This is a genomic window from Candidatus Defluviilinea gracilis, assembly GCF_057138825.1.
In genome coordinates, this window is record NZ_DBNHEF010000042.1 from 26,932 (window position 1) to 45,407 (window position 18,476).

25 protein-coding genes are annotated in these 18,476 nt (G+C 53.3%); 17 read left to right on the forward strand and 8 right to left on the reverse strand.

Going from position 1 to position 18,476, the window contains the following annotated elements:
- Positions 1 to 36: 36 nt before the first annotated feature.
- The gene (locus AC16KF_RS05235) at positions 37 to 615 is read left to right on the forward strand and encodes an SH3 domain-containing protein (protein ID WP_484036243.1); all 579 of its coding nucleotides are present in this window, start codon (positions 37 to 39) and stop codon (positions 613 to 615) included.
- Positions 612 to 1,238 (forward strand): SH3 domain-containing protein, encoded by a 627-nt coding sequence (locus AC16KF_RS05240; RefSeq protein WP_484036244.1) that lies wholly within the window; start codon positions 612 to 614, stop codon positions 1,236 to 1,238. The genes AC16KF_RS05235 and AC16KF_RS05240 overlap by 4 nt, the downstream gene beginning before the upstream one ends.
- Positions 1,239 to 1,281: 43 nt before the next feature.
- Here AC16KF_RS05240 and AC16KF_RS05245 read toward each other — a convergent pair whose 3' ends face one another.
- Positions 1,282 to 1,686 (reverse strand): HesB/IscA family protein, encoded by a 405-nt coding sequence (locus AC16KF_RS05245; RefSeq protein WP_484036245.1) that lies wholly within the window; start codon positions 1,684 to 1,686, stop codon positions 1,282 to 1,284.
- Between the two features lie 265 nt (positions 1,687 to 1,951).
- Between AC16KF_RS05245 and ffh the strand changes: the two genes are divergently transcribed.
- Positions 1,952 to 3,277, forward strand: coding sequence for a signal recognition particle protein (ffh, locus tag AC16KF_RS05250; RefSeq protein ID WP_484036246.1), 1,326 nt, complete (start codon positions 1,952 to 1,954; stop codon positions 3,275 to 3,277).
- Positions 3,278 to 3,381: 104 nt separating this feature from the next.
- Here ffh and AC16KF_RS05255 read toward each other — a convergent pair whose 3' ends face one another.
- From AC16KF_RS05255 to AC16KF_RS05285, 7 genes are all read right to left on the reverse strand, one after another.
- Complete coding sequence (locus AC16KF_RS05255) at positions 3,382 to 4,047, reverse strand: hypothetical protein (protein WP_484036247.1); 666 nt, start codon at positions 4,045 to 4,047, stop codon at positions 3,382 to 3,384.
- Positions 4,048 to 4,186: 139 nt separating this feature from the next.
- Positions 4,187 to 4,372 (reverse strand): hypothetical protein, encoded by a 186-nt coding sequence (locus tag AC16KF_RS05260; RefSeq protein WP_484036248.1) that lies wholly within the window; start codon positions 4,370 to 4,372, stop codon positions 4,187 to 4,189.
- A 13-nt stretch (positions 4,373 to 4,385) separates the two neighbouring features.
- Positions 4,386 to 4,646 carry a Txe/YoeB family addiction module toxin gene (locus AC16KF_RS05265; RefSeq protein ID WP_484036249.1) on the reverse strand — a complete coding sequence of 87 codons (261 nt, stop codon included), beginning with the start codon at positions 4,644 to 4,646 and terminating at the stop codon, positions 4,386 to 4,388.
- Positions 4,643 to 4,897: a type II toxin-antitoxin system Phd/YefM family antitoxin gene (locus AC16KF_RS05270; RefSeq protein ID WP_484036250.1), complete on the reverse strand. Its 255-nt coding sequence runs from the start codon at positions 4,895 to 4,897 to the stop codon at positions 4,643 to 4,645. The genes AC16KF_RS05265 and AC16KF_RS05270 overlap by 4 nt, the downstream gene beginning before the upstream one ends.
- 70 nt (positions 4,898 to 4,967) lie before the next feature.
- Positions 4,968 to 5,315, reverse strand: a complete 348-nt coding sequence (locus AC16KF_RS05275) for a DUF5647 family protein (protein ID WP_484036251.1) — start codon at positions 5,313 to 5,315, stop codon at positions 4,968 to 4,970.
- On the reverse strand, positions 5,308 to 5,661 hold the full coding sequence (locus tag AC16KF_RS05280; RefSeq protein ID WP_484036252.1) for a toxin-antitoxin system TumE family protein: 354 nt from the start codon (positions 5,659 to 5,661) through the stop codon (positions 5,308 to 5,310). Before AC16KF_RS05280 ends, AC16KF_RS05275 begins: the two co-directional genes overlap by 8 nt.
- The gene (locus tag AC16KF_RS05285) at positions 5,634 to 5,921 is read right to left on the reverse strand and encodes a hypothetical protein (protein ID WP_484036253.1); all 288 of its coding nucleotides are present in this window, start codon (positions 5,919 to 5,921) and stop codon (positions 5,634 to 5,636) included. Before AC16KF_RS05285 ends, AC16KF_RS05280 begins: the two co-directional genes overlap by 28 nt.
- A 134-nt stretch (positions 5,922 to 6,055) precedes the next feature.
- Here AC16KF_RS05285 and AC16KF_RS05290 point away from each other — a divergent pair, with 134 nt between their 5' ends.
- From AC16KF_RS05290 to AC16KF_RS05355, 14 genes are all read left to right on the forward strand, one after another.
- Positions 6,056 to 6,454: a hypothetical protein gene (locus tag AC16KF_RS05290; protein ID WP_484036254.1), complete on the forward strand. Its 399-nt coding sequence runs from the start codon at positions 6,056 to 6,058 to the stop codon at positions 6,452 to 6,454.
- An 84-nt stretch (positions 6,455 to 6,538) separates the two neighbouring features.
- Positions 6,539 to 7,249 carry a response regulator transcription factor gene (locus tag AC16KF_RS05295; RefSeq protein ID WP_484036255.1) on the forward strand — a complete coding sequence of 237 codons (711 nt, stop codon included), beginning with the start codon at positions 6,539 to 6,541 and terminating at the stop codon, positions 7,247 to 7,249.
- A 160-nt stretch (positions 7,250 to 7,409) separates the two neighbouring features.
- Positions 7,410 to 8,543, forward strand: coding sequence for a sensor histidine kinase (locus tag AC16KF_RS05300; RefSeq protein ID WP_484036256.1), 1,134 nt, complete (start codon positions 7,410 to 7,412; stop codon positions 8,541 to 8,543).
- A 22-nt stretch (positions 8,544 to 8,565) separates the two neighbouring features.
- Positions 8,566 to 8,862 carry a BrnT family toxin gene (locus AC16KF_RS05305; protein WP_484036257.1) on the forward strand — a complete coding sequence of 99 codons (297 nt, stop codon included), beginning with the start codon at positions 8,566 to 8,568 and terminating at the stop codon, positions 8,860 to 8,862.
- Positions 8,846 to 9,193 carry a hypothetical protein gene (locus AC16KF_RS05310; protein WP_484036258.1) on the forward strand — a complete coding sequence of 116 codons (348 nt, stop codon included), beginning with the start codon at positions 8,846 to 8,848 and terminating at the stop codon, positions 9,191 to 9,193. The genes AC16KF_RS05305 and AC16KF_RS05310 overlap by 17 nt, the downstream gene beginning before the upstream one ends.
- Positions 9,194 to 9,364: 171 nt before the next feature.
- A complete protein-coding gene (gene rpsP / locus AC16KF_RS05315) occupies positions 9,365 to 9,697 on the forward strand; it encodes a 30S ribosomal protein S16 (RefSeq protein WP_484036259.1) in 333 nt (110 codons plus the stop codon).
- 75 nt (positions 9,698 to 9,772) lie between these two features.
- Complete coding sequence (locus tag AC16KF_RS05320; RefSeq protein WP_484036260.1) at positions 9,773 to 10,009, forward strand: KH domain-containing protein; 237 nt, start codon at positions 9,773 to 9,775, stop codon at positions 10,007 to 10,009.
- On the forward strand, positions 10,009 to 10,542 hold the full coding sequence (gene rimM / locus AC16KF_RS05325) for a ribosome maturation factor RimM (RefSeq protein ID WP_484036261.1): 534 nt from the start codon (positions 10,009 to 10,011) through the stop codon (positions 10,540 to 10,542). Before AC16KF_RS05320 ends, rimM begins: the two co-directional genes overlap by 1 nt.
- 198 nt (positions 10,543 to 10,740) lie before the next feature.
- On the forward strand, positions 10,741 to 11,847 hold the full coding sequence (gene dprA, locus AC16KF_RS05330) for a DNA-processing protein DprA (RefSeq protein ID WP_484036262.1): 1,107 nt from the start codon (positions 10,741 to 10,743) through the stop codon (positions 11,845 to 11,847).
- A gap of 177 nt (positions 11,848 to 12,024) precedes the next feature.
- Positions 12,025 to 13,116: a mannose-1-phosphate guanylyltransferase gene (locus tag AC16KF_RS05335; protein WP_484036263.1), complete on the forward strand. Its 1,092-nt coding sequence runs from the start codon at positions 12,025 to 12,027 to the stop codon at positions 13,114 to 13,116.
- 125 nt (positions 13,117 to 13,241) lie between these two features.
- On the forward strand, positions 13,242 to 15,548 hold the full coding sequence (gene topA / locus AC16KF_RS05340; RefSeq protein WP_484036264.1) for a type I DNA topoisomerase: 2,307 nt from the start codon (positions 13,242 to 13,244) through the stop codon (positions 15,546 to 15,548).
- Positions 15,549 to 15,556: 8 nt separating this feature from the next.
- A complete protein-coding gene (locus AC16KF_RS05345) occupies positions 15,557 to 15,736 on the forward strand; it encodes a hypothetical protein (RefSeq protein WP_484036265.1) in 180 nt (59 codons plus the stop codon).
- Positions 15,714 to 17,120: an SAM-dependent methyltransferase gene (locus AC16KF_RS05350; RefSeq protein WP_484036266.1), complete on the forward strand. Its 1,407-nt coding sequence runs from the start codon at positions 15,714 to 15,716 to the stop codon at positions 17,118 to 17,120. The genes AC16KF_RS05345 and AC16KF_RS05350 overlap by 23 nt, the downstream gene beginning before the upstream one ends.
- A gap of 181 nt (positions 17,121 to 17,301) precedes the next feature.
- Positions 17,302 to 18,330: a hypothetical protein gene (locus tag AC16KF_RS05355; RefSeq protein WP_484036267.1), complete on the forward strand. Its 1,029-nt coding sequence runs from the start codon at positions 17,302 to 17,304 to the stop codon at positions 18,328 to 18,330.
- Positions 18,331 to 18,476 lie beyond the last annotated feature (146 nt).

Below are 18,476 nucleotides of genomic sequence, written 5' to 3' on the forward strand. Positions count from 1 at the left end.
GTCGTCGCGTTTTGTCTCTCACAGAAGTTATACGTAATGAAACAAATTTGGTTTAAGTCTTTCTCAATCTTGCTCGCCGCTCTTTGCGCGGGGTTGGTCATGTTTCCGCTGGCGGGGCAGGCGGAGGCTTATCAAGATGCGCCTACCCCGGGCGGCATCGTCATCACCGTGACGTACACCGACCCAATGAATGTCCGCAATGGGCCCGGAACCTTCTACGATATTGTCGGGCAAATTTTCCCGGGCGATGTCTTCCCCGCGCTGGGAATTTCGCCGGGACGGGAATGGATCCAAATTTCTTATGAGGGCGGTATCGGATGGGTGTACGCTTCGTATGTGGCGGTCTCTGGCGGCGAATTGCAGGTCGTCGAGTCGCCTCCGACACCGACGCCGCTAATCACCAATACGGTGGACCCAACCCTTGCCGCCCAATTCCACCTCACGCCGACGGTGACGCGGTTGCCGACCTTTACGCCTCCTCCGCCGATGACCGAGTTGTCGTTTGAGGAAGGCGCGCCGGTTTCACCGTCCGGGGTTCCATCCGGTATATTCATTATGATCCTCGGCGTGTTCGGCTTGATCGGGCTGGTTTTTTCATTTACCGCGCGAAGATGAACGCTCGTAAAGTCCGGGTATTCCCTGTTTTCTTTATTATTGTTGTTTGCCTCCTGCTGGCTTTGTTCGATTATACAGAGCCGGCGGTTGTCCGCGCGCAACAGCCGACCGGCAGTATTCCGACCGTGACAGGCACGCCCGCAGGTCCAACGGTCAAGGTTGACCCAAGTATTCCCCAAGTCCGTGTTTATGCGGGACCCAGCTCTTTTGATTATCCCGCAGTGGGGGTTTTGGTAGCCGGCGAGACAGTTCCCGCGCTGACGCGCGCGCAAGGCCGGGAGGATTGGATTAAGATCTATTATCCGGGCGTGCCGGGTTCAACGGCATGGATATTCGGGTTATATGTATCTTTATCTCCGGGCGCGGTTCTACTGCTAGAAGAAATTCCTGCCACACCAACGCTTGCTTCAACGCCGACGATCAACCCGACACTGGAGGCGGCTTTTATCGGTCAGCAAACAGCAACCCGCTTACCGACATTCACTCCACCTGCTGTGATCGAGCCGCCGACCTTCAGCGATGTGACCGAAGCGCAACCGCCAATTCCTGCCGGGCTGGCTATTGTCTTGTTGGGATTGGTGGGGTTTATGGGCGCGGTCATCTCATACCTGCGCGGCAGATAAAAAAAAGACCGAGAGATCGGTCTTTTTTCTTTTCGTTTAGCGGTTAGTTTTGGCAGGAGCATGAACCGCCGCAACCGCAACCGCCTTCTCCGTGCTCATGCCCGTGCCCTTTTGCGTTGGGGCTATCCACTGCGAAGCCGGCGCCGCGTTCAGGGTCGTCGATGAAATCGATCGTCGCGCCGTGAAGGTATTCCATCGAAACTTCGTCGATCACCACTTTGACGCCATTCAGTTCGAGCGTGGTGTCTAGATCGCGGAAGTTGTTATCTAACGCCATGCCGAAGTTCACACTACAACAACCGCCGCCTGCAACATACACGCGCAAAGCGTAACCTTCCAATTGACGTTCGGCAAGGATATTTTTGACAGCATCCGATGCGGCGCTGGAGAGGGTGATCTGGGGCGTATCGGTTCCTACAATAACCTGAGTGTTGATTTCTTCTAACATTGCTACTCCTTTGAGAAGGTCTTTTCGTAATTTGTAGAGAGATTTTATCCCCTTCAAGGTGGGATGTCAACAGCCCCAGATTGTACGATTCTGTTTGTCGTCTAATCGCCTATTAAGCCCGAGCGCGGTGACGTAACTCGAAAGGGCGACGGACGTAAAGTTTGCGGAACAAGAACGGGAAGAGCCGCGCTTCTCTCTTGGCGTCGGTCTGGTTCGCCCTCTTCGACTTTATCTCCCCTTCAACTTGATGACGTATAATTGACCTATGTTTGAAAACCTCACCTCACGACTCAACCAAGTATTCGACCAACTGCGCCGACGCGGCAAACTCTCCGAAGCGGATGTGGACGCGGCGATGCGCGAAGTGCGCCTTGCCCTGCTCGAAGCGGACGTGCATTTCAGCGTCGTCAAAACATTCATCGCGCGTGTGCGTGAACGCGCCGTCGGCGCGGAAGTGTCGAAGGCGTTGGTTCCAGGTCAACAAGTAATCAAAATAGTCAACGAAGAGTTAATCGCGACTCTCGGCGAACCCGCGCCGCTGAAATTCTTTGGTCCCAAGCCGCATGTGATTATGATGGTGGGTTTGCAGGGATCGGGTAAAACGACTCACGCGGGCAAGATCGCAAAGATGCTGCGTTCAAAAGGGGAGCGGGTAATGCTCGTCGCAGGCGACCCGTATCGCCCCGCCGCGGTGACTCAACTGCAACAACTCGGCGAACGGATTGATGTCCCCGTTGAGTCTGATTTGAATGTCAAGCCGCCAGAACTCGTCCAACGCGCGTTCGAAAAAGCCCAAAAGGGCGGATACGGCGTCGTGATCGTGGATACCGCTGGACGGTCGCAGTTGGACGCGGAGTTGATGAGCGAGTTAAAGTCCATCGTGGCGAAAGTCCCGCCTGTGGAGACGTTGCTCGTGGTCGACTCAATGATCGGGCAGGAAGCGTTGAACATCGCGCAGGGATTCCGCGATAACGTTTCGATCACGGGATTGGTGATGACGAAAATGGATGGCGATTCGCGCGGCGGCGCGGCGATCTCGATCCGTTCGGTGACGGGTGTGCCGATTAAGTTTATCGGCACGGGTGAAAAATTGGATGCCCTCGAAACATATGACCCCGCGCGGTTGTCGTCTCGCATTTTGGGCATGGGCGACATGATCGGCTTGATCGAAAAAGCCGAAGCCGCGTTCGATCAGGAAGTGACGCAAAAATCTGCCGAGCGCATGATGAAGGGACAGTTCTCGCTCGAAGATTGGCTCGACCAAATGAAGCAGATGAAAAAGATGGGACCGCTCGCGCAGATCATGGACATGTTGCCTGGGCAAATGGGACAAGCCGCGCGTCAGATTGACCCGAAGGATATCGAAAAGAATTTCAAGCAGACCGAAGCCATCATCCATTCAATGACATTGAAAGAACGCCGCGACCCTGACATTTTGAACGCCTCACGCCGACGTCGCATCGCGGCTGGCTCTGGCATGGAAGTGCAGGATGTGAACCGCCTGATCAAACAGTTCCGCGAAGCGCAGAAGATGATGAAGATGTTGACGAAGACGGGAGGAAAAGGATTGGGGAGGTTGTTTGGGGGTTAGTTGGATAGTTTATTAGTTGGGTAGTTTGATAGTCGCGTGATTGCGGTTTGGCTGATTAATGTTGTAGGTCACGCTTAAAGCGTGACCTACTTTTTTGCTGAGATTTATTGACAAGCCCGCTCGGGGATTCTCGAATCGCAGACTTTCACATCACGCAAGTAGTTCATCCATTGTGTAATTTCATCCTCTGACGGTTTATGCCTGAAGGCGACTTGCACAAGATAAAAACTGTCGTTGCCTTGAATCGCCTTCATGTAAGTAAACTCCACTTTTTGCGTGGACGGGTTCAAGGGGCAATATAACATCCAAAGCACGAAGTTGTATCCGTTTTCAACGCCATCGGCTACAGGATAAGACTCGCTGTTCTCACACGCGCCGAACCAGCGATTCGTCATGGTCTCTTGGGCTTGTTGCGGGGTGGTATTCTTTTCGCCCAGATAAACCAGAACCGTGACCATGGTTGTCCAGTCTTCGACAGTCTCGTTTTCTGCGATCATCTCGGTGATGGTTTCATTTCCCTGCTCTGCCTGATAGCCGATCTTGAATCCATCGGGTAGTCCTGCCAGGAGATTTTCGTTTTCCAACCCTATTCCAGATTCAGGCGTATCCGCTGGAGGAGGCTGAGTGAAAAACTCGGTCGGCATGGGCGGGATAGTGATGATTGTTTGAGGGGTTGCCGTTGCCAGGCTGGGCAGGTACGCCGATGAACAAGCAAGGATGAAAATGCTGGTAATGAAGATTGCACTAATCGCTGCTGTTGATTTTTTCATAGGAACTGACTCCTAACAATGTGATGCCCTGTTATGCCATGCCATGCCCGTCTCGCAGCTTTCCTCCCTCCTCTCTTCACACCGAAGTCACAACCGAATTGAGCTGGTCGTAGTGAATTCACCGAGGGAGCATTTTCTCCTACACAACATCCCACGAAGTCAAGCGCGGCTTCTCATCTATTTCCTGTCCCGTTTTGATAGCCTGCTTGGCTGAGCGGCGATACTTTCGATGCGCGCTGGATTTCATCCATCGCAACGTCTTGCGAAAAGAGCGCGTGTGGCAACGGTGTCGTTTTGCTTTGTTGAGTTTTGTAACAACAGCCATGTTGGGCATCGCTTTACTTCGAGTAATGATAGCGGCAGGAAATAATCACGAGATCTGTTTTTGATACCCCATAAACCAGACGATGTTCGTCGTCAATTCGTCGAGACCAATAACCCGATAGGTCCGCCTTTAACGCTTCGGGTTTTCCAATCCCTTCAAATGGTGTGCGTACTGTGTCTTTGATCAGTTGATTGATCCGTTTCAGTAGCTGGCGATCTTTCTCCTGAAACCATAGATAATCCTCCCAAGCCGATTCGGTGAAGACCAGCCTCATGCCTCATCCAGTTCGCGCTCGGTTACCTTTCCTGCTTGCGCCTCCGCCATGGACTTTCGAAGACGCGCGGCGTTTGCAGGATTAGACAACAGGTAGGCTGTTTCCTGCCATGAATTGAATTCATCCAAAGATAGAAGGACAATTTGCTGACCCGTTTCGGTCGTGATAATCGTCGGCTCGGCGTCTGAAAAGATTTTCTTGATCAGCGAGTCGAGATTGCGTTTTGCCTCGTTAACTGTCACCATGTTCATGGTTCACCTCAGGCAGATGATAAGCATCTGCAAACGCTTCCGCGTGTGCCATTTTTCATCGCTAGGAAGATTATACACCCTCCACATCCGTGGGCTGAAAGCGCAAGTTTGCCTTGCGGGTACGCGAGGAGTTCCCGTTCTTTGTGCTGACCTTCCTCGCCGTCTCACGTGAGATAACTTTTGGATTTTTTACGCGAGAACGAATAGGAGCAAGTTCGCCAACATCCACAAAAACAACATTTACATCTTTCTTTGGGGCGTGCTTGAGCATAAAGCGCGTATAGCCCTTGTCGCGGGAATCGAGCAAAATGACTTCCGCGCCATCGGGAATCTGTTCGCTGAATTTGGGATGCATGGCAATAAAGCGCGTGAACTCAACGAAGAGGTCTCCATGCTTTAGGGTATATAGATCACTCATAGTTCATCTCCTTCAAAAATCGCTCGATTTCCAAACGAACAATTTCCAGGTCGTTATTGGGATCACCAGTTAGCGCCGAAATGGCAACGATTCCGTCTGCGTTATGAAAGTGATGAGGAAAACTTGACAGATCGGAATGATGAGGGGCATTATCCCAGCCTAAAATTCGCTTCTCGCCCTGTGTGAGAGTGTAAGAGTATTTATCGTTGCTCTCGTTGAAGTAAATATCGAGAATATAGCCGCCCTTAAGTTGAATCCGCCACTTGGTCAGAAGATCATGTACCGAGACGACAAGAGCGCAGGTTGCGACGAAACGGTTTAATGCGGCTTCGATTGGAGCAGCCATTCCAGCACCCGCTTCATCAGGTCTGCTTGCTTTAAAGCGTCAAGCGCATTTCGCCACTCGATGGAATCTTCCCAGTCGGGGTGCTCCCGTCCTTTTCCTTCTGCGAGGCGCGTCTCAAGCGATTCCAACGACACGTTGTATTGCGTCTCAAAGCGTTGGATCATCGCTTGCAAGACCGACTCGCGGCGCGACAAATCGTCGCGCAGGCGGGTCAATGCGTTGCGTGAGATATTTTTGGGGAAAGGGGCGAACGCTTGCATGGGGCGATTATAGCATTGTTGGGAATGATGGGAAACTGTGGAATTTACGAACTACAAAGTTCCCTCCTCTCTTCACACCGAATTCACAACCGACTCCTATACTCCGAGCATCAGTTCAAAACAAAGGAGTAAACATGAACGGAAAAATTGCACTACGTGTCGTTGCGGGGTTGGTCTTGCTGGCGGTCATCGCCGCCATCGGCTTCTTCGCGTTTCAGGCGGGAGTCGCCCAAGGCTCGCCGATCACCATCGAAGCGCCTTCGGGCGAAGGGATGCCCATGCCGTATCCGCATTACGAGTATGGATACGGGATGCGCGGTCATCATCCATTCGGATTTGGCTTCGGATGCTTGATTCCCCTCGTTGGCATCTTCCTGCTTGTCCTCGCGCTCAAGTCATTCCGCGTGATGATGTGGGGTCCGCGCTGGGGCTGGGGAGGTCGTCATGGCTGGGGCGAGCACAACGTCCCGCCAATGTTCGATGAGTGGCATAAGAAAGCGCACGGTGAGTCGGCCGAAGAAAAGAAAGAATAAGAACGTATAATGGTCGTGAGGCGGCAAGATTCTCCGCCTCACGATCTTTCCACTTTCCACTTTCTTCACCAATGAAAGTAGAAAGTGGAAACTCGACCATCCCTCACCATGAAAACCATCCTCGTTGTAGACGACGAACCCAAGATCACCCAACTCGTGCGCGATTATCTCGAACGCGCGGGATTTGGCGTTTTGATCGCGCATGATGGGAAGAATGCCTTGTCGCATGCAAAAACGGATAAACCCGACGCGGTCATTCTGGACCTCGGCCTGCCTCAGCTCGATGGGCTGGATTTCACCCGCGAGTTTCGCAAAACATCCAACGCGCCGATCATCATGCTCACCGCCCGCGCCGACGAATCGGACAAACTCATCGGGCTCGAACTCGGCGCGGACGATTATATGACCAAGCCATTCAGCCCGAAAGAATTGGTGGCGCGTGTCCGTGCAATGTTTCGACGGATTGAGAATGCGACCAGCATGAGCTCAGAAATGATCCGCGTGGCAGACCTCACTCTCGATGTGCCGCGGATGCGTGTCACTGCTGAGAAGCACGAGATCGAAGAGTTGACTCCCACCGAATTTGAATTGCTCGCCACCCTCGCCCGCCAGCCTGGGCGAGTCTTCACCCGCGCCCAATTGTTGGATGCGATTCACGGCGTGGCATTTGAATCTTATGAACGCGCCATTGACGCGCACATCAAAAACATCCGCCGCAAAGTGGAAGTCAAAGCGAGCGAGCCGAAGTATGTGTTGACTGTGTACGGCGTTGGATACAAATTTTCGGATAAATAAGATGCCTCTGCTGGTTGAGTAGCCCTGAGCGTTCGTTGCGAAGGGCGTATCGAAACCAGCATGTAAGCAAAGCAATTTCTGTTTGAAGAGTATGTCTGTAACTGGTGGTTTCGATACGGCGGACGAACGCCGCCTACTCAACCACCGAAGTATGAATGAAATGACCCACTCCCACCCTCACCGCTCCAAACCACCTTGGTGGCCCGACAACGAAGAATGGCCCCCCAAACGTTGGCGTCACATGCGCGGCAAACCTTTCTTCCGCAGGATGGGATGTTTTTTCATCCTGTTCAGTTTCTTCGCGTGCATCGGCGTGATGGCGATGCTGCGATTCTTCCTCGATCCATTCGTTGAATTTCATAACATGCCGCCGATGATGCCGCCAATGGATCGCCCAGGTTTCATCGTGCCGTTTGGGTTTATCGGCTTCCTCATTTTGATAGCAACTGTATTTTTTGCCGTTCGCAATTTGCGGCGAATGTCCATGCCGTTGGATGAATTGCTCGAAGCGTCGAGCCGCGTGGCGGATGGCGACTTTGCCGTGCGCGTGGAGGAGCGGGGACCGTTTGAAGTCCGCGCGTTGTTGCGGGAGTTCAACTCGATGGCACAGAAATTGGAGTTGAACGATAAACAACGCCGCAACATGCTGGCGGATATTTCCCACGAACTCCGCTCGCCGATCACGATCATGCAGGGCAACCTCGAAGGGATGATTGACGGAGTCTACGCGGCGGATACGGAGCGATTGAAGTCGCTGTACGATGAGACGCAAATCCTTTCGCGGCTGGTGGACGACTTGCGGACTCTCGCGCTCGCCGAAAGCGGGTCACTGCAATTGAAGCGCGAGGCGACCGATTTGGGTTTGTTGATTCGTGAAGTCCTTTCGGGTTTTGAATCACGGGCAAATGAAAAGAAGTTCAGGTTTGAGTTTCAACTAGATGATGTGGAAGCAATTGAAATTGACCCATTGCGCATCCGCGAGGTGTTGACGAATATCGTGGCGAATGCGGTGAGATATACCCCAAGCAGAGGGGAGATAAAGGTTGGGGTGACTGAATCAGCTGTCCCTGAGATTCGAAGCGTGACGGTCTTCGTCCAAGATAGCGGGGAGGGAATCCAAGCCGACGATCTGAGTCGTATCTTCGACCGATTCTACAAATCCAGCGATTCGGGTGGGATGGGGCTGGGGCTGTCCATTGCGAAATATCTGGTTGAGGCGCACGGCGGCAAGATTTGGGCGGAATCCGAAATGGGGCAGGGGACGAGGATTTCGTTCACGTTACCGATTCTGTAAACCTGAGGGGTATAATTTGGACATGAAGTATATTTTTCAGTGGGACGACAATAAAGCGCGCAGTAATCTGGCGAAACATAAAGTGAGTTTCGACGAAGGCAAGACAATTTTTTACGACCCGTTCATTATTACGTTTGACGATGAGTCTCATTCGCGTCATGAAGAGCGGTTGATCAGCATAGGCACATCGTTCAACGAAAGACTTTTGCTGGTTGTCCATTTGGAAAGAGAAGAGACATCCGAAGGCGTGTTCATCCGAATGATCAGTTGTCGCAAGGCGACTCAACTTGAAAGAAATTTATATGAAGAAGGCGAATAACACATCTAAAACTTTTGATGACGACATGCTCCCTGAATATGATTTCAAGGGGCAGAAGGGCGCGCGAGGCAAATATTATCTTGGACCGAAGCAGGCTCACTCGGTTCATGTCCGTCATGCAGACGGCACGATCACCAGGCAGAGTTTTGATTCTCTGCAAAAGGTGATTTTGCTTGACGCCGATGTCGCGGCGCGGTTCCCTGATTCGGAGAGCGTAAACCGCGCCTTGCGAACGTTGATCTCGCTTGTGCCTGAGAAGCAAGTCGGCGAGAAGAACGCGGGCTATCGAACTTCCAAGCCTGCGAGGCGGAAAACGGCTGGCAGAAGATAGGCAAATGAGCGGGGAGAAAGTCTGGTAAAATGGCGACTGCGATTTCAGCCCGCATGTGTTCCTTTCACACACACCTCTCTATGCCTGCCTGAAACGTAAATCAAAATGTGTCGCGTAGTTGGCGTTCTCTAACGCCAGCGGATGCACAAAAATTTATAGGAGAAAAGCAAGATGGTTCGTTTACGTTTACGTCGTATCGGTTTGAAGGGTCAGCCCACCTATCGCGTCGTCGCCGCGGACAAAGAGTCCCCTCGTGATGGCAAGTTTCTGGAAATTCTGGGCTTTTATAATCCCCGCACCCAACCTGCAACAGTCCATTTAAAAGAAGACCGCGTGTATCACTGGATGAAGAACGGCGCGTTGCCGACCGAGTCGGTGGCGCAGGTGTTCAAAGCCTCTGGCACGCTCGACCGCTGGGAACGCTTCAAGAAGGGCGAGGCAGTTGAAACGCTCGTCAAAGAAGCGGACGAGGCGGAAGCCAAACGCAAAGAAGTGAAGAAGTAAATTTATTGATTACGCAATACGCGGTACGAAGTAAGAAATACTGCGTATTGTGTACTTCGTAAAGAGCGCAATACGATGAAAGAATTAATCGAGTACATCGCAAAGTCGTTAGTGGATCATCCTGAGGAAGTGCACGTGACTCAATCGGGAGGCGGTTCGCGCGCGCGCATCGAGTTGAGCGTGTCGAAAGACGACATGGGGCGCGTCATCGGCAAAGGCGGCAAGGTCGCCAACTCCATCCGCGCGTTGTTGCGAGTGGCGGCGGAGCGCGAAGGCAAGCAAGCCACGCTCGATGTGGTCGAGCCAGAATAATGGCAAAAGAAAAAGTCACAGGCTCGCCGAAAGGCGAGCCGCTTTATTTGAGCGTGGGATTTTTACGGCGTCCGCATGGGTTGCACGGCGAGATCATCATGGACTTGCACACGGATTTCCCCGAACGCATGAAGAGCGGGCGAAAACTTTTTGTCGGCGACGAACACAAGCCCGTCACTCTTGCCAGCGCGCGCCCGCATCAATCGGGTCTGCTTGTGAAATTCAAAAATGTTGAAACGCCCGAAGACGCGGGGATGTTTCGCAATCAATGGGTCTTCGTCAAAAAAGCGGATGCGCCTCCACTGCCAGCGGGCACGATCTATCAGCACGAAATGATCGGATTCAAAGTTGTGGATGAAAACGACAATCCGCTTGGCGAGTTGGTCGAGATTCTGGAGACAGGCGCGAACGATGTCTATGTAGTGCGGGATGACTCAGGCAAGGAGATTCTCCTCCCCGCGATTCCCTCGGTCATTCTGGACCTTCAGCCTGCCCGCCGTTTGGTGAGGGTTCATCTGTTGGATGGTTTATAACGGTGGTCGAGTAGTTTGTTCCCCCGCAGTTAAACTGCGGGGGAAACGATACGGTGGTCGAGTAGGGCGGAGCCTGTATCGAGACCACCATGCCGTAAAGCAACTCTTGTTACAAAAAATTGTATGCGTACCTGTGGTTTCGATACGCCCCGCGAAAAGCACGCGGGACTACTCAACCACCGAGTTAGAATCAAATTTATGGACGACAAAAAATTCTGGGTCGGCTTCAACTTGATCAAAGGCATCGGCGCAGTCCGCATGCAGGGACTGGTCGCGTACTTCGGCGACTTGGAGTCCGCGTGGGGAGCCGCGCCGAACGAATTGGCTGAGGCAGGCTTGGGGTTGAAGGTGATCGAGCGCGTGGTGCAAGCGCGCGAAAATGTCGACCTTGATAAAGTCTGGGACAAAATCGAAAAGCAAGGAATCAAAATCCTGACATGGCAGGATGAAGCGTATCCGCAGCGACTGAAAGAAATTGACCAGCCTCCGCCTGTGTTGTACATCCGCGGTGAATATCTGCCTGATGATCTATTCGCAGTTGCCATCGTCGGCACGCGGCGAGTGACTCCGTATGGACGACAGATCACCGAAGAGTTGTCCGCTTTTCTCGCGGCGAACGGCATGACCGTCATCAGCGGACTGGCGCGCGGCGTGGACGCGGTCGCGCATCAATCCACGTTGAAGGCGGGCGGACGAACAATTGGCGTGTTGGGTTCGGGTGTGGACAAGATCTATCCGCCTGAACATCGCGCGCTCGCGGAACAAATGATGGAGCGCGGCGCAATCATCAGCGATTACGCGCCAGGCACGCCGCCCGACGCGTCGAACTTCCCGCCGCGTAACCGAATCATTTCGGGCTTGTCGCTTGCAGTCGTTGTCGTAGAGGCGGGCGAGACAAGCGGCGCATTGATCACCGCCGAGTTTGCCGCCGAGCAGGGACGTGAAGTCTTCGCCGTCCCTGGGAGTATCCTTGCGCCGCAAAGCAAAGGCACGAATAAATTGATCCAAAACGGCGCGCTTCCGCTGTTGAGCGTCAACGATTTGATGCAAGCATTAGACATCACGCGCGTCGGTGAACACAAAGCCGCACGTAAGATCATGCCCTCTGATGCAATCGAAGCAAAACTATTAACTGTGTTGACGAACGAGCCGATGCAGATTGACGAGATCCGCAATCAATCCGAGTTGCCCATCGAGAAAGTGTCCGCGTCTCTGGCGCTTATGGAATTGAAAGGAATGGTAAGGCAGGTCGGTGGTATGAATTACGTCGCAGTGCGTGAGGTACAATCGGAATATAAAACATAAGTGCTCCGTTGGTTGAGTAGGGGCGAGCGATAGCGAGACCCGTATCGAAACCAACGATGTTCAAGAGGAATTTTGTAACAAGAATTGCTTTACGACGTGGTGGTTTCGATACGTCCCGCGACGAGCATCGCGGGACTACTCAACCACCGAATTACTCTGGGATCAAAATATTTGCTAATGAATCCACACACATACGCTGTCATCATGGCTGGAGGCGGGGGGACTCGTCTGTGGCCTCTCTCACGCAAAGAAACGCCGAAACAATTATTGCCTTTGCTCGGCAAAGAGACTCTTTTTCAAAGCACGGTTGCGCGGCTGGAGGCGTTGTTTCCGCCTGAACGAATCTTGATCGTCACCGTTGCAGAGCAAGCGCGTGTGATGCAGGAACAAGTCCCTGCCATCCCCAAAGAGAACTATTTGATCGAGCCTGCGCCGCGCGGGACGGCGTCTGTGGTAGCATTGGCGGCGGCGGTTTTGCAAAAGCGCGATCCGCAAGCGATGATGACGATCCAAACAGCGGACCATCACATCCGCAACAAGGATCTGTTCAAGTACCTCATCGCTTCTGCATTCGATGTGGCGGAAAAAGAGTATCTCGTCACGCTGGGAATCACACCGACGTTTCCATCCACTGGATATGGGTATATTCAACAAGGCGAGCCATTGCCTGACGAATACAAATATCCTGTCTACACAGTGAAGCGATTCAAAGAGAAGCCCGATGAAGTCACCGCGCAACAGTTGCTTCAAAGCGGCGACCATTCATGGAACAGCGGCATGTTCGTTTGGAAAACAAACGTGATTCTCGCCGAAGTTGAACGTCAAATGCCCGAACTCTTCAAAGTTGTTAGCGAAATTTCGTCCGCGTGGGATACTCCAAAACGCGAGGCTGTGATACAAGAGCATTGGTCGGGGCTGAAAAGCCAGACGATTGATTACGGGATCATGGAACACGCGGAGAAAGTTGCAGTCCTTCCCGCGGGCGGACTCGGTTGGAGCGACGTGGGCGCGTGGGATTCGTTGTTCGAAGTGTTGATGCCAGACGCGAATGGAAATGTCGCGGTCAATACCGAGCATATCGAAATCGATTCGCATCACACGCTCGTCTACAGCGCAAATAACGGACGCTTGATGGTCACTATTGGTATGGATAACGTGATTGTGGTAGATTCGGGCGACGTGCTGTTGGTCTGCAAAGCGGATCAAGCCCAGCGCGTGCGCGATGTTGTGGAAAAGTTGAAGAAAGCGAAACAGGAGAAATTTTTGTAACTCGTCATTGCGAGGAGGGCGTAGCCCGACGAAGCGATCTCCGTCAACGTGTTGGAGATTGCTTCGGGCGGAAGAACACCGCCCTCGCAATGACGGTGTAAAGGTAATTTATGGAAGCCTATTGTATGAAATGCAAGACCAAACGTGAGATGAAAGACCCTGTCGCGGGTTTCAACGCGAAGGCGTCTCCTGTCACGATTGGCACTTGCTCAGTGTGTGGAACAAAACTATATCGCATGGGAAAGACCGACGCGCACGCGGGACTCGTCCCGCCGCCGAAGCCTGAGAAGGTGGCAAAGGTGGAAAAGCGCGACGGCAAACTCGTCATCGTCGAATCGCCCGCGAAGGCGAAGACCGTCGGTCGTTTTCTCGGCAAGGGATACACAGTCCGCGCATCGGTGGGGCATGTGCGTGATTTGTTGAAGTCGCAGTTATCGGTGGATGTGGACAACGGCTTCACGCCGAAGTATCGCGTGCCAAACGAGAAAAAAGAAGTCGTCAAAGAACTCAAGAAGTTGGCGCAAAAAGCCGAAGAGATTTATCTCGCAACCGATCCCGACCGCGAAGGCGAATCGATTTCGTGGCATTTGCTCGAGTCGGCAGAGATCGAACCTGCGCGCACGAAGCGCGTCGTCTTTCACGAGATCACCGAACCCGCCATCAAAGAAGCGTTCTCGCATCCGCGCGACATCAACATGGATTTGGTGAATGCCCAGCAAGCGCGACGCGTGCTCGATCGTTTGGTCGGCTACAGCATCAGCCCGATCCTCTGGGAGAAGGTGCGCGGACGCCTGTCGGCGGGACGCGTTCAATCGGTGGCGCTCAGGCTGATCGTCGAGAGAGAACGTGAGATCGAAGCGTTCGTGCCAGTCGAGTATTGGTCCATCCATGGCGAGTTCCAGCCCGAGGGATTGAAATCCAATTTTCTTGCGAAGCTGGCGAAGATAGACGATGCCGATCCCGAACTGCCCAACGAAGAAACGGTCAAGCCGATCCTTGTGGATATGGAGACTGCCGCGTACACGGTGACGAAGGTCAAGCGCGGCGAACGCCGACGTAAGCCTGCCGCGCCGTTTACGACTTCGACCCTGCAACAGGAGGCTTCGCGCAAACTCGGCTTCACCGCCAAACGCACGATGGCGCTGGCGCAGGGATTATATGAAGGGCAGGACGTGGGCAACGGCGGCACGACGGGTCTCATCACCTACATGCGAACCGACTCGACCAACGTTTCCGCTCTCGCGCAACAGGAAGCGCGGCAATATGTGACGGGAAAATACGGCGCAGACTTTTTGCCTGACGAACCGCCGCAATATACAAAACGCTCCGCCAACGCGCAAGAAGCGCACGAAGCGATTCGCCCAACCTCGGTGATGCGCGAACCTGAATCGGTGAAAGAATTTCTCGAGCCTGCCATGTTCAAGTTGTATCGTTTGATCTGGCAACGCTTTGTCGCTTCGCAGATGGAAGCGGCGGTATACGACACGCTACAAGTAGAAGTGACAGGCAAAACAAGCGCGCACGAATATTTATTGCGCGCCTCTGGTTCTGCGGTGAAGTTCGCGGGCTTTTTGGTCGTGTATGAAGAAGCCAAGAACGAAGATAAAAAATCGGAAGAAGATGAGGAAGAGAATGTCAAAATCCCTGCGGGCATTGCCGAGGGACAAAAGCAGGAATTGATTCGCCTCATCCCCGAACAACATTTCACACAACCGCCGCCGCGTTATTCGGAAGCGTCGCTTGTGCAAGCGCTCGAAGAAGATGGCATTGGTCGCCCGTCCACATACGCGCCGACGATCTCCACGATCCAAGCGCGCGGATACGTCTTGCGCGAAGAAAAACGACTCGTGCCGACGGAGATCGGAATCCAAGTCAATGATTTGATGGTGGAATACTTCCCCGACATCGTTGACCTGAAATTCACCGCGCGTATGGAAGAAGACCTCGACATGATCTCGAACGGTCAAGCCGAGTGGACGGAAGTGATGCACGAGTTCTATCATCCGTTCGCGGAAGACTTGAAAAAAGCGCAGGCAGAAATGCCCGTCACAAAAAGCGCGCCAGAAAAGATCGGGCGCATCTGTCCCACCGACGGCGGCGATCTCGTCATCCGTTATGGTCGCTTCGGCAAATTTATTTCGTGCGCGAACTTCCCCAATTGCCGTTACACCGAACCGTGGCTCGTCAAGATCGGCGTGCAATGCCCCAAAGACGGCGGCGACATCGTCGAAAAGAAAACGCGCAAAGGGCGCACGTTCTACGGATGCGCGAATTATCCGAATTGCGATTTCACCTCGTGGAAGCGCCCGCTCAAACAGCCCTGCCCAAAATGCAACGGCTTGCTTGTGTACGCCAACAAACGCGAAGCGCAATGCACGAACTGTCAGGAAACTTTCCTGCTCGAAACGATTATTCCCGAAACAGTTGAATAGGAGTCACCATGCACTTTGCGCCTCTTCCATATCTCGATCCTGGCTCTGGCAGTTTTTTGATTCAACTCGCCATCGCCGCACTGCTTGGTTTAGGGGTCGCATTCCGCGCCTCGTGGAGCAAGATCAAAGGATGGTTCGGAGTCAAACCGAAGCCGACCGAAGACGATGACGAATCAGAAAACGAATAGCGGAGGACTACCCGCTTCTTTTCGGGACCCCAGCGGGTTTTTGTTTTCTCGAGGCGGAGTCCTGTACCGACAGATTAATCGCGCTTACGAGCGCGATTATTCGCGTTTGATGGAGTCGGGGTTGTACGAGAGGCTGGTGAAGGCTGGGTTTTTGATTCCGCATGTCGAAGCGAATCAGGTTGCCCCTGAGAGCGAAGCGTCCCCTAAAGGGGATGTAGCATTTAAAGTCATCCAGCCTGAGCGCGTGCCGTTCATTTCGTATCCGTATGAATGGTCGTTCGGGCAGTTGAAGTCTGCCGCGCTGGCGACGTTGACCATCCAAAAGCGCGCGTTGAAAGCGGACATGTCGTTGAAAGACGCGAGCGCGTACAACATGCAATTCGTGCGCGGCAAAGCGACGTTGATCGACACGTTGTCGTTTGAAGTGTATGAAGAGGGACAGCCGTGGGTGGCATATAAACAATTCTGCCAACATTTTCTCGCGCCGCTGGCGTTGATGGCATTGCGCGACGTGCGCTTGAGTCAACTTTTGCGCGCCTACATTGACGGCGTGCCGCTTGACCTTGCGAGCGAATTGCTCCCAACGAAGACAAGATTTAATTTTGGTTTGCTTACGCATATTCACGTTCACGCGGGCGCGCAGAAAAAATATGCGGGTGAGGAAGTCAAGTCGCGTGGAGGTTCGATGAGCCGACAAGCGATGACAGGTTTGATCGAGAGTCTCGAGTCTACGATTCAAAAACTCGATTGGACTCCGCGCGGCACCGAATGGGGAAATTATTACGACATCACCAATTATTCCGACGCGGCGTTTGAACACAAAAAGCAACTCGTGGGCGAATGGTCGGCGCGACTCAAGCCCGCGCTCACCTGGGACTTGGGCGCGAACAACGGCGAGTTCAGCCGCGTGGCTGGCGCGAACAGCGCGTTCGTTGTTTCGTTCGATATTGATCCCGCCGCCGTCGAACAAAATTATCGGCAGATGAAGCACGATAAAACTGAGAATCTTTTGCCGCTATTATTAGACCTGACGAATCCGAGTCCCGCCATCGGCTGGGCGAACCGTGAGCGCGATTCGTTCGGTGGGCGAGGTCCCGCCGATCTGGCGCTGGCTCTGGCGGTCATTCATCATCTCGCGATTTCAAACAATGTGCCGCTACCTCAACTCGCGGACTTTTTTGCCGAAACCACAAAATGGCTGGTGATCGAGTTCGTCCCGAAGCAAGATAGCCAAGTGCAGAAACTACTCGCCTCGCGGAAAGATATTTTCCCCTCGTACACACGCGAGGGATTTGAAGCGGCATTTGTTGAACGTTTCGCAATTCGAGAGGCGGTTGAGATCCGCGAATCGGAACGGGTGTTGTATTTGATGGAGAGGAAGTAAGTCAATAACGGCATGTCATGCTGAGGGACACCTCGCGCCCCGAAGCATCTCTGTTATTGCGATCGAGACTCTTCGGTCGCTGAAGAACGCTCCCTCAGGGCGACATGGTAGGTAATTCAGGTGTTGTATTGAATGTGGGATGGTATATAATTAGCGAAACCTGCGAAAAAAGGAAAAGGCTATGGAAGCGATAATCGCGATCGTGAAAAACCTTCTAAAGAATAATCGGATCGTATTCATCCTCGGAGTGCTTTTAGGTTTGGCGCTTGGGATTACGTTCGCGTGGGGAATTTGGCCCGTTGAAGTGGTGGATACCACGCCGGACGTGATGCGCTTTGATTTGCAACAAGACTTCCTGCGGATGACCATCGATTCCTATAACAAGACCGGCGATGTGGACGCCGCCATGCGCCGTTGGGACAGCCTCGGCGCCTCCGCCGCTCCCGCGTATATCAGCTTGCAATCTGATCCGGGGAACCTGACCTCACAGGAAGTGCAAGAGTTTGGGGTGCTGGTGCAGGCGGTGAAAGGCGCGCCTATTCAAAACCCCCAAACGCCTGGCGCGGAGGTCCCATCTTCTGGTTCGGTGTCTTCCGGCATAGGTCGGTTCGTCCTGTACGGAGCGATCGCGGTGGTTGCTATCCTCCTGGCGGTTGCCGCATTCTATCTGTTCCGTTTGTTCCGCAAAGGGAGCGGCACGGTCACCCCGGCGATGGAAGCGACCAAACTCAACAAGAGCATCGAGCGCACCGATTATCAGCAACATGGCCTTGAGCCCCCGATCACGCAATCCCTAACAACGTATGTGTACGGTTACGACCTGTACGATGAATCGTTCAGCATCGACACGCAGGCGGGGAAGTACCTCGGCGAGTTCGGTGTTGGCATTTGTGAAAAGATCGGCGTCGGCGAGCCGAAGAAGGTCACCGCGCTGGAAATCTGGCTCTTCGAGGAAAACGATATCAAAACCGCCACCAAAGTGCTGATGTCTGACCATGCCTTCAACAACCCGGAGATTCGCGACCGGCTCGAAGCCAAGGGAGAGTTGGTCTTGCTTCAGCCGAGGGAACAAATCCTGTTGGAGACCGCCAATCTGCAACTCCTCGCCACCGTGGTGGATTTGGAATACGGAATGGGCTCGATGCCCCAAAATAGTTACTTCCAACGCGTCACGCTGGAATTTGCGGTCTGGCCCCGCGCCGCGAAATAACCCCATCCTCTTCGACGAACAGGGGCTGTCTAAAAAGGGGAGGACAGCCCCTCCTCAGTTGGGGAAAAGTTTAATACAATAGGGAGATGAACAACCGAAACCTCACCTTCAAGCCGTACGCAATGGAGCAGTTGAGTCTGCTGCCG

Coding starts and splice junctions, on each gene's coding strand:
- dprA (WP_484036262.1), top strand. CDS start 10,741: ATGGACGACAAAAAATTCTGGGTCGGCTTCAACTTGATCAAAGGCATC.
- AC16KF_RS05265 (WP_484036249.1), bottom strand. CDS start 4,646: ATGAGGCTGGTCTTCACCGAATCGGCTTGGGAGGATTATCTATGGTTT.
- AC16KF_RS05345 (WP_484036265.1), top strand. CDS start 15,557: ATGCACTTTGCGCCTCTTCCATATCTCGATCCTGGCTCTGGCAGTTTT.
- ffh (WP_484036246.1), top strand. CDS start 1,952: ATGTTTGAAAACCTCACCTCACGACTCAACCAAGTATTCGACCAACTG.
- rpsP (WP_484036259.1), top strand. CDS start 9,365: ATGGTTCGTTTACGTTTACGTCGTATCGGTTTGAAGGGTCAGCCCACC.
- AC16KF_RS05320 (WP_484036260.1), top strand. CDS start 9,773: ATGAAAGAATTAATCGAGTACATCGCAAAGTCGTTAGTGGATCATCCT.
- AC16KF_RS05235 (WP_484036243.1), top strand. CDS start 37: ATGAAACAAATTTGGTTTAAGTCTTTCTCAATCTTGCTCGCCGCTCTT.
- AC16KF_RS05355 (WP_484036267.1), top strand. CDS start 17,302: ATGGAAGCGATAATCGCGATCGTGAAAAACCTTCTAAAGAATAATCGG.
- rimM (WP_484036261.1), top strand. CDS start 10,009: ATGGCAAAAGAAAAAGTCACAGGCTCGCCGAAAGGCGAGCCGCTTTAT.
- AC16KF_RS05335 (WP_484036263.1), top strand. CDS start 12,025: ATGAATCCACACACATACGCTGTCATCATGGCTGGAGGCGGGGGGACT.
- AC16KF_RS05280 (WP_484036252.1), bottom strand. CDS start 5,661: ATGGCTGCTCCAATCGAAGCCGCATTAAACCGTTTCGTCGCAACCTGC.
- AC16KF_RS05285 (WP_484036253.1), bottom strand. CDS start 5,921: ATGCAAGCGTTCGCCCCTTTCCCCAAAAATATCTCACGCAACGCATTG.
- AC16KF_RS05350 (WP_484036266.1), top strand. CDS start 15,714: ATGACGAATCAGAAAACGAATAGCGGAGGACTACCCGCTTCTTTTCGG.
- AC16KF_RS05300 (WP_484036256.1), top strand. CDS start 7,410: ATGACCCACTCCCACCCTCACCGCTCCAAACCACCTTGGTGGCCCGAC.
- AC16KF_RS05260 (WP_484036248.1), bottom strand. CDS start 4,372: ATGGCTGTTGTTACAAAACTCAACAAAGCAAAACGACACCGTTGCCAC.
- AC16KF_RS05255 (WP_484036247.1), bottom strand. CDS start 4,047: ATGAAAAAATCAACAGCAGCGATTAGTGCAATCTTCATTACCAGCATT.
- AC16KF_RS05240 (WP_484036244.1), top strand. CDS start 612: ATGAACGCTCGTAAAGTCCGGGTATTCCCTGTTTTCTTTATTATTGTT.
- AC16KF_RS05305 (WP_484036257.1), top strand. CDS start 8,566: ATGAAGTATATTTTTCAGTGGGACGACAATAAAGCGCGCAGTAATCTG.
- topA (WP_484036264.1), top strand. CDS start 13,242: ATGAAATGCAAGACCAAACGTGAGATGAAAGACCCTGTCGCGGGTTTC.
- AC16KF_RS05270 (WP_484036250.1), bottom strand. CDS start 4,897: ATGAACATGGTGACAGTTAACGAGGCAAAACGCAATCTCGACTCGCTG.
- AC16KF_RS05275 (WP_484036251.1), bottom strand. CDS start 5,315: ATGAGTGATCTATATACCCTAAAGCATGGAGACCTCTTCGTTGAGTTC.
- AC16KF_RS05290 (WP_484036254.1), top strand. CDS start 6,056: ATGAACGGAAAAATTGCACTACGTGTCGTTGCGGGGTTGGTCTTGCTG.
- AC16KF_RS05245 (WP_484036245.1), bottom strand. CDS start 1,686: ATGTTAGAAGAAATCAACACTCAGGTTATTGTAGGAACCGATACGCCC.
- AC16KF_RS05310 (WP_484036258.1), top strand. CDS start 8,846: ATGAAGAAGGCGAATAACACATCTAAAACTTTTGATGACGACATGCTC.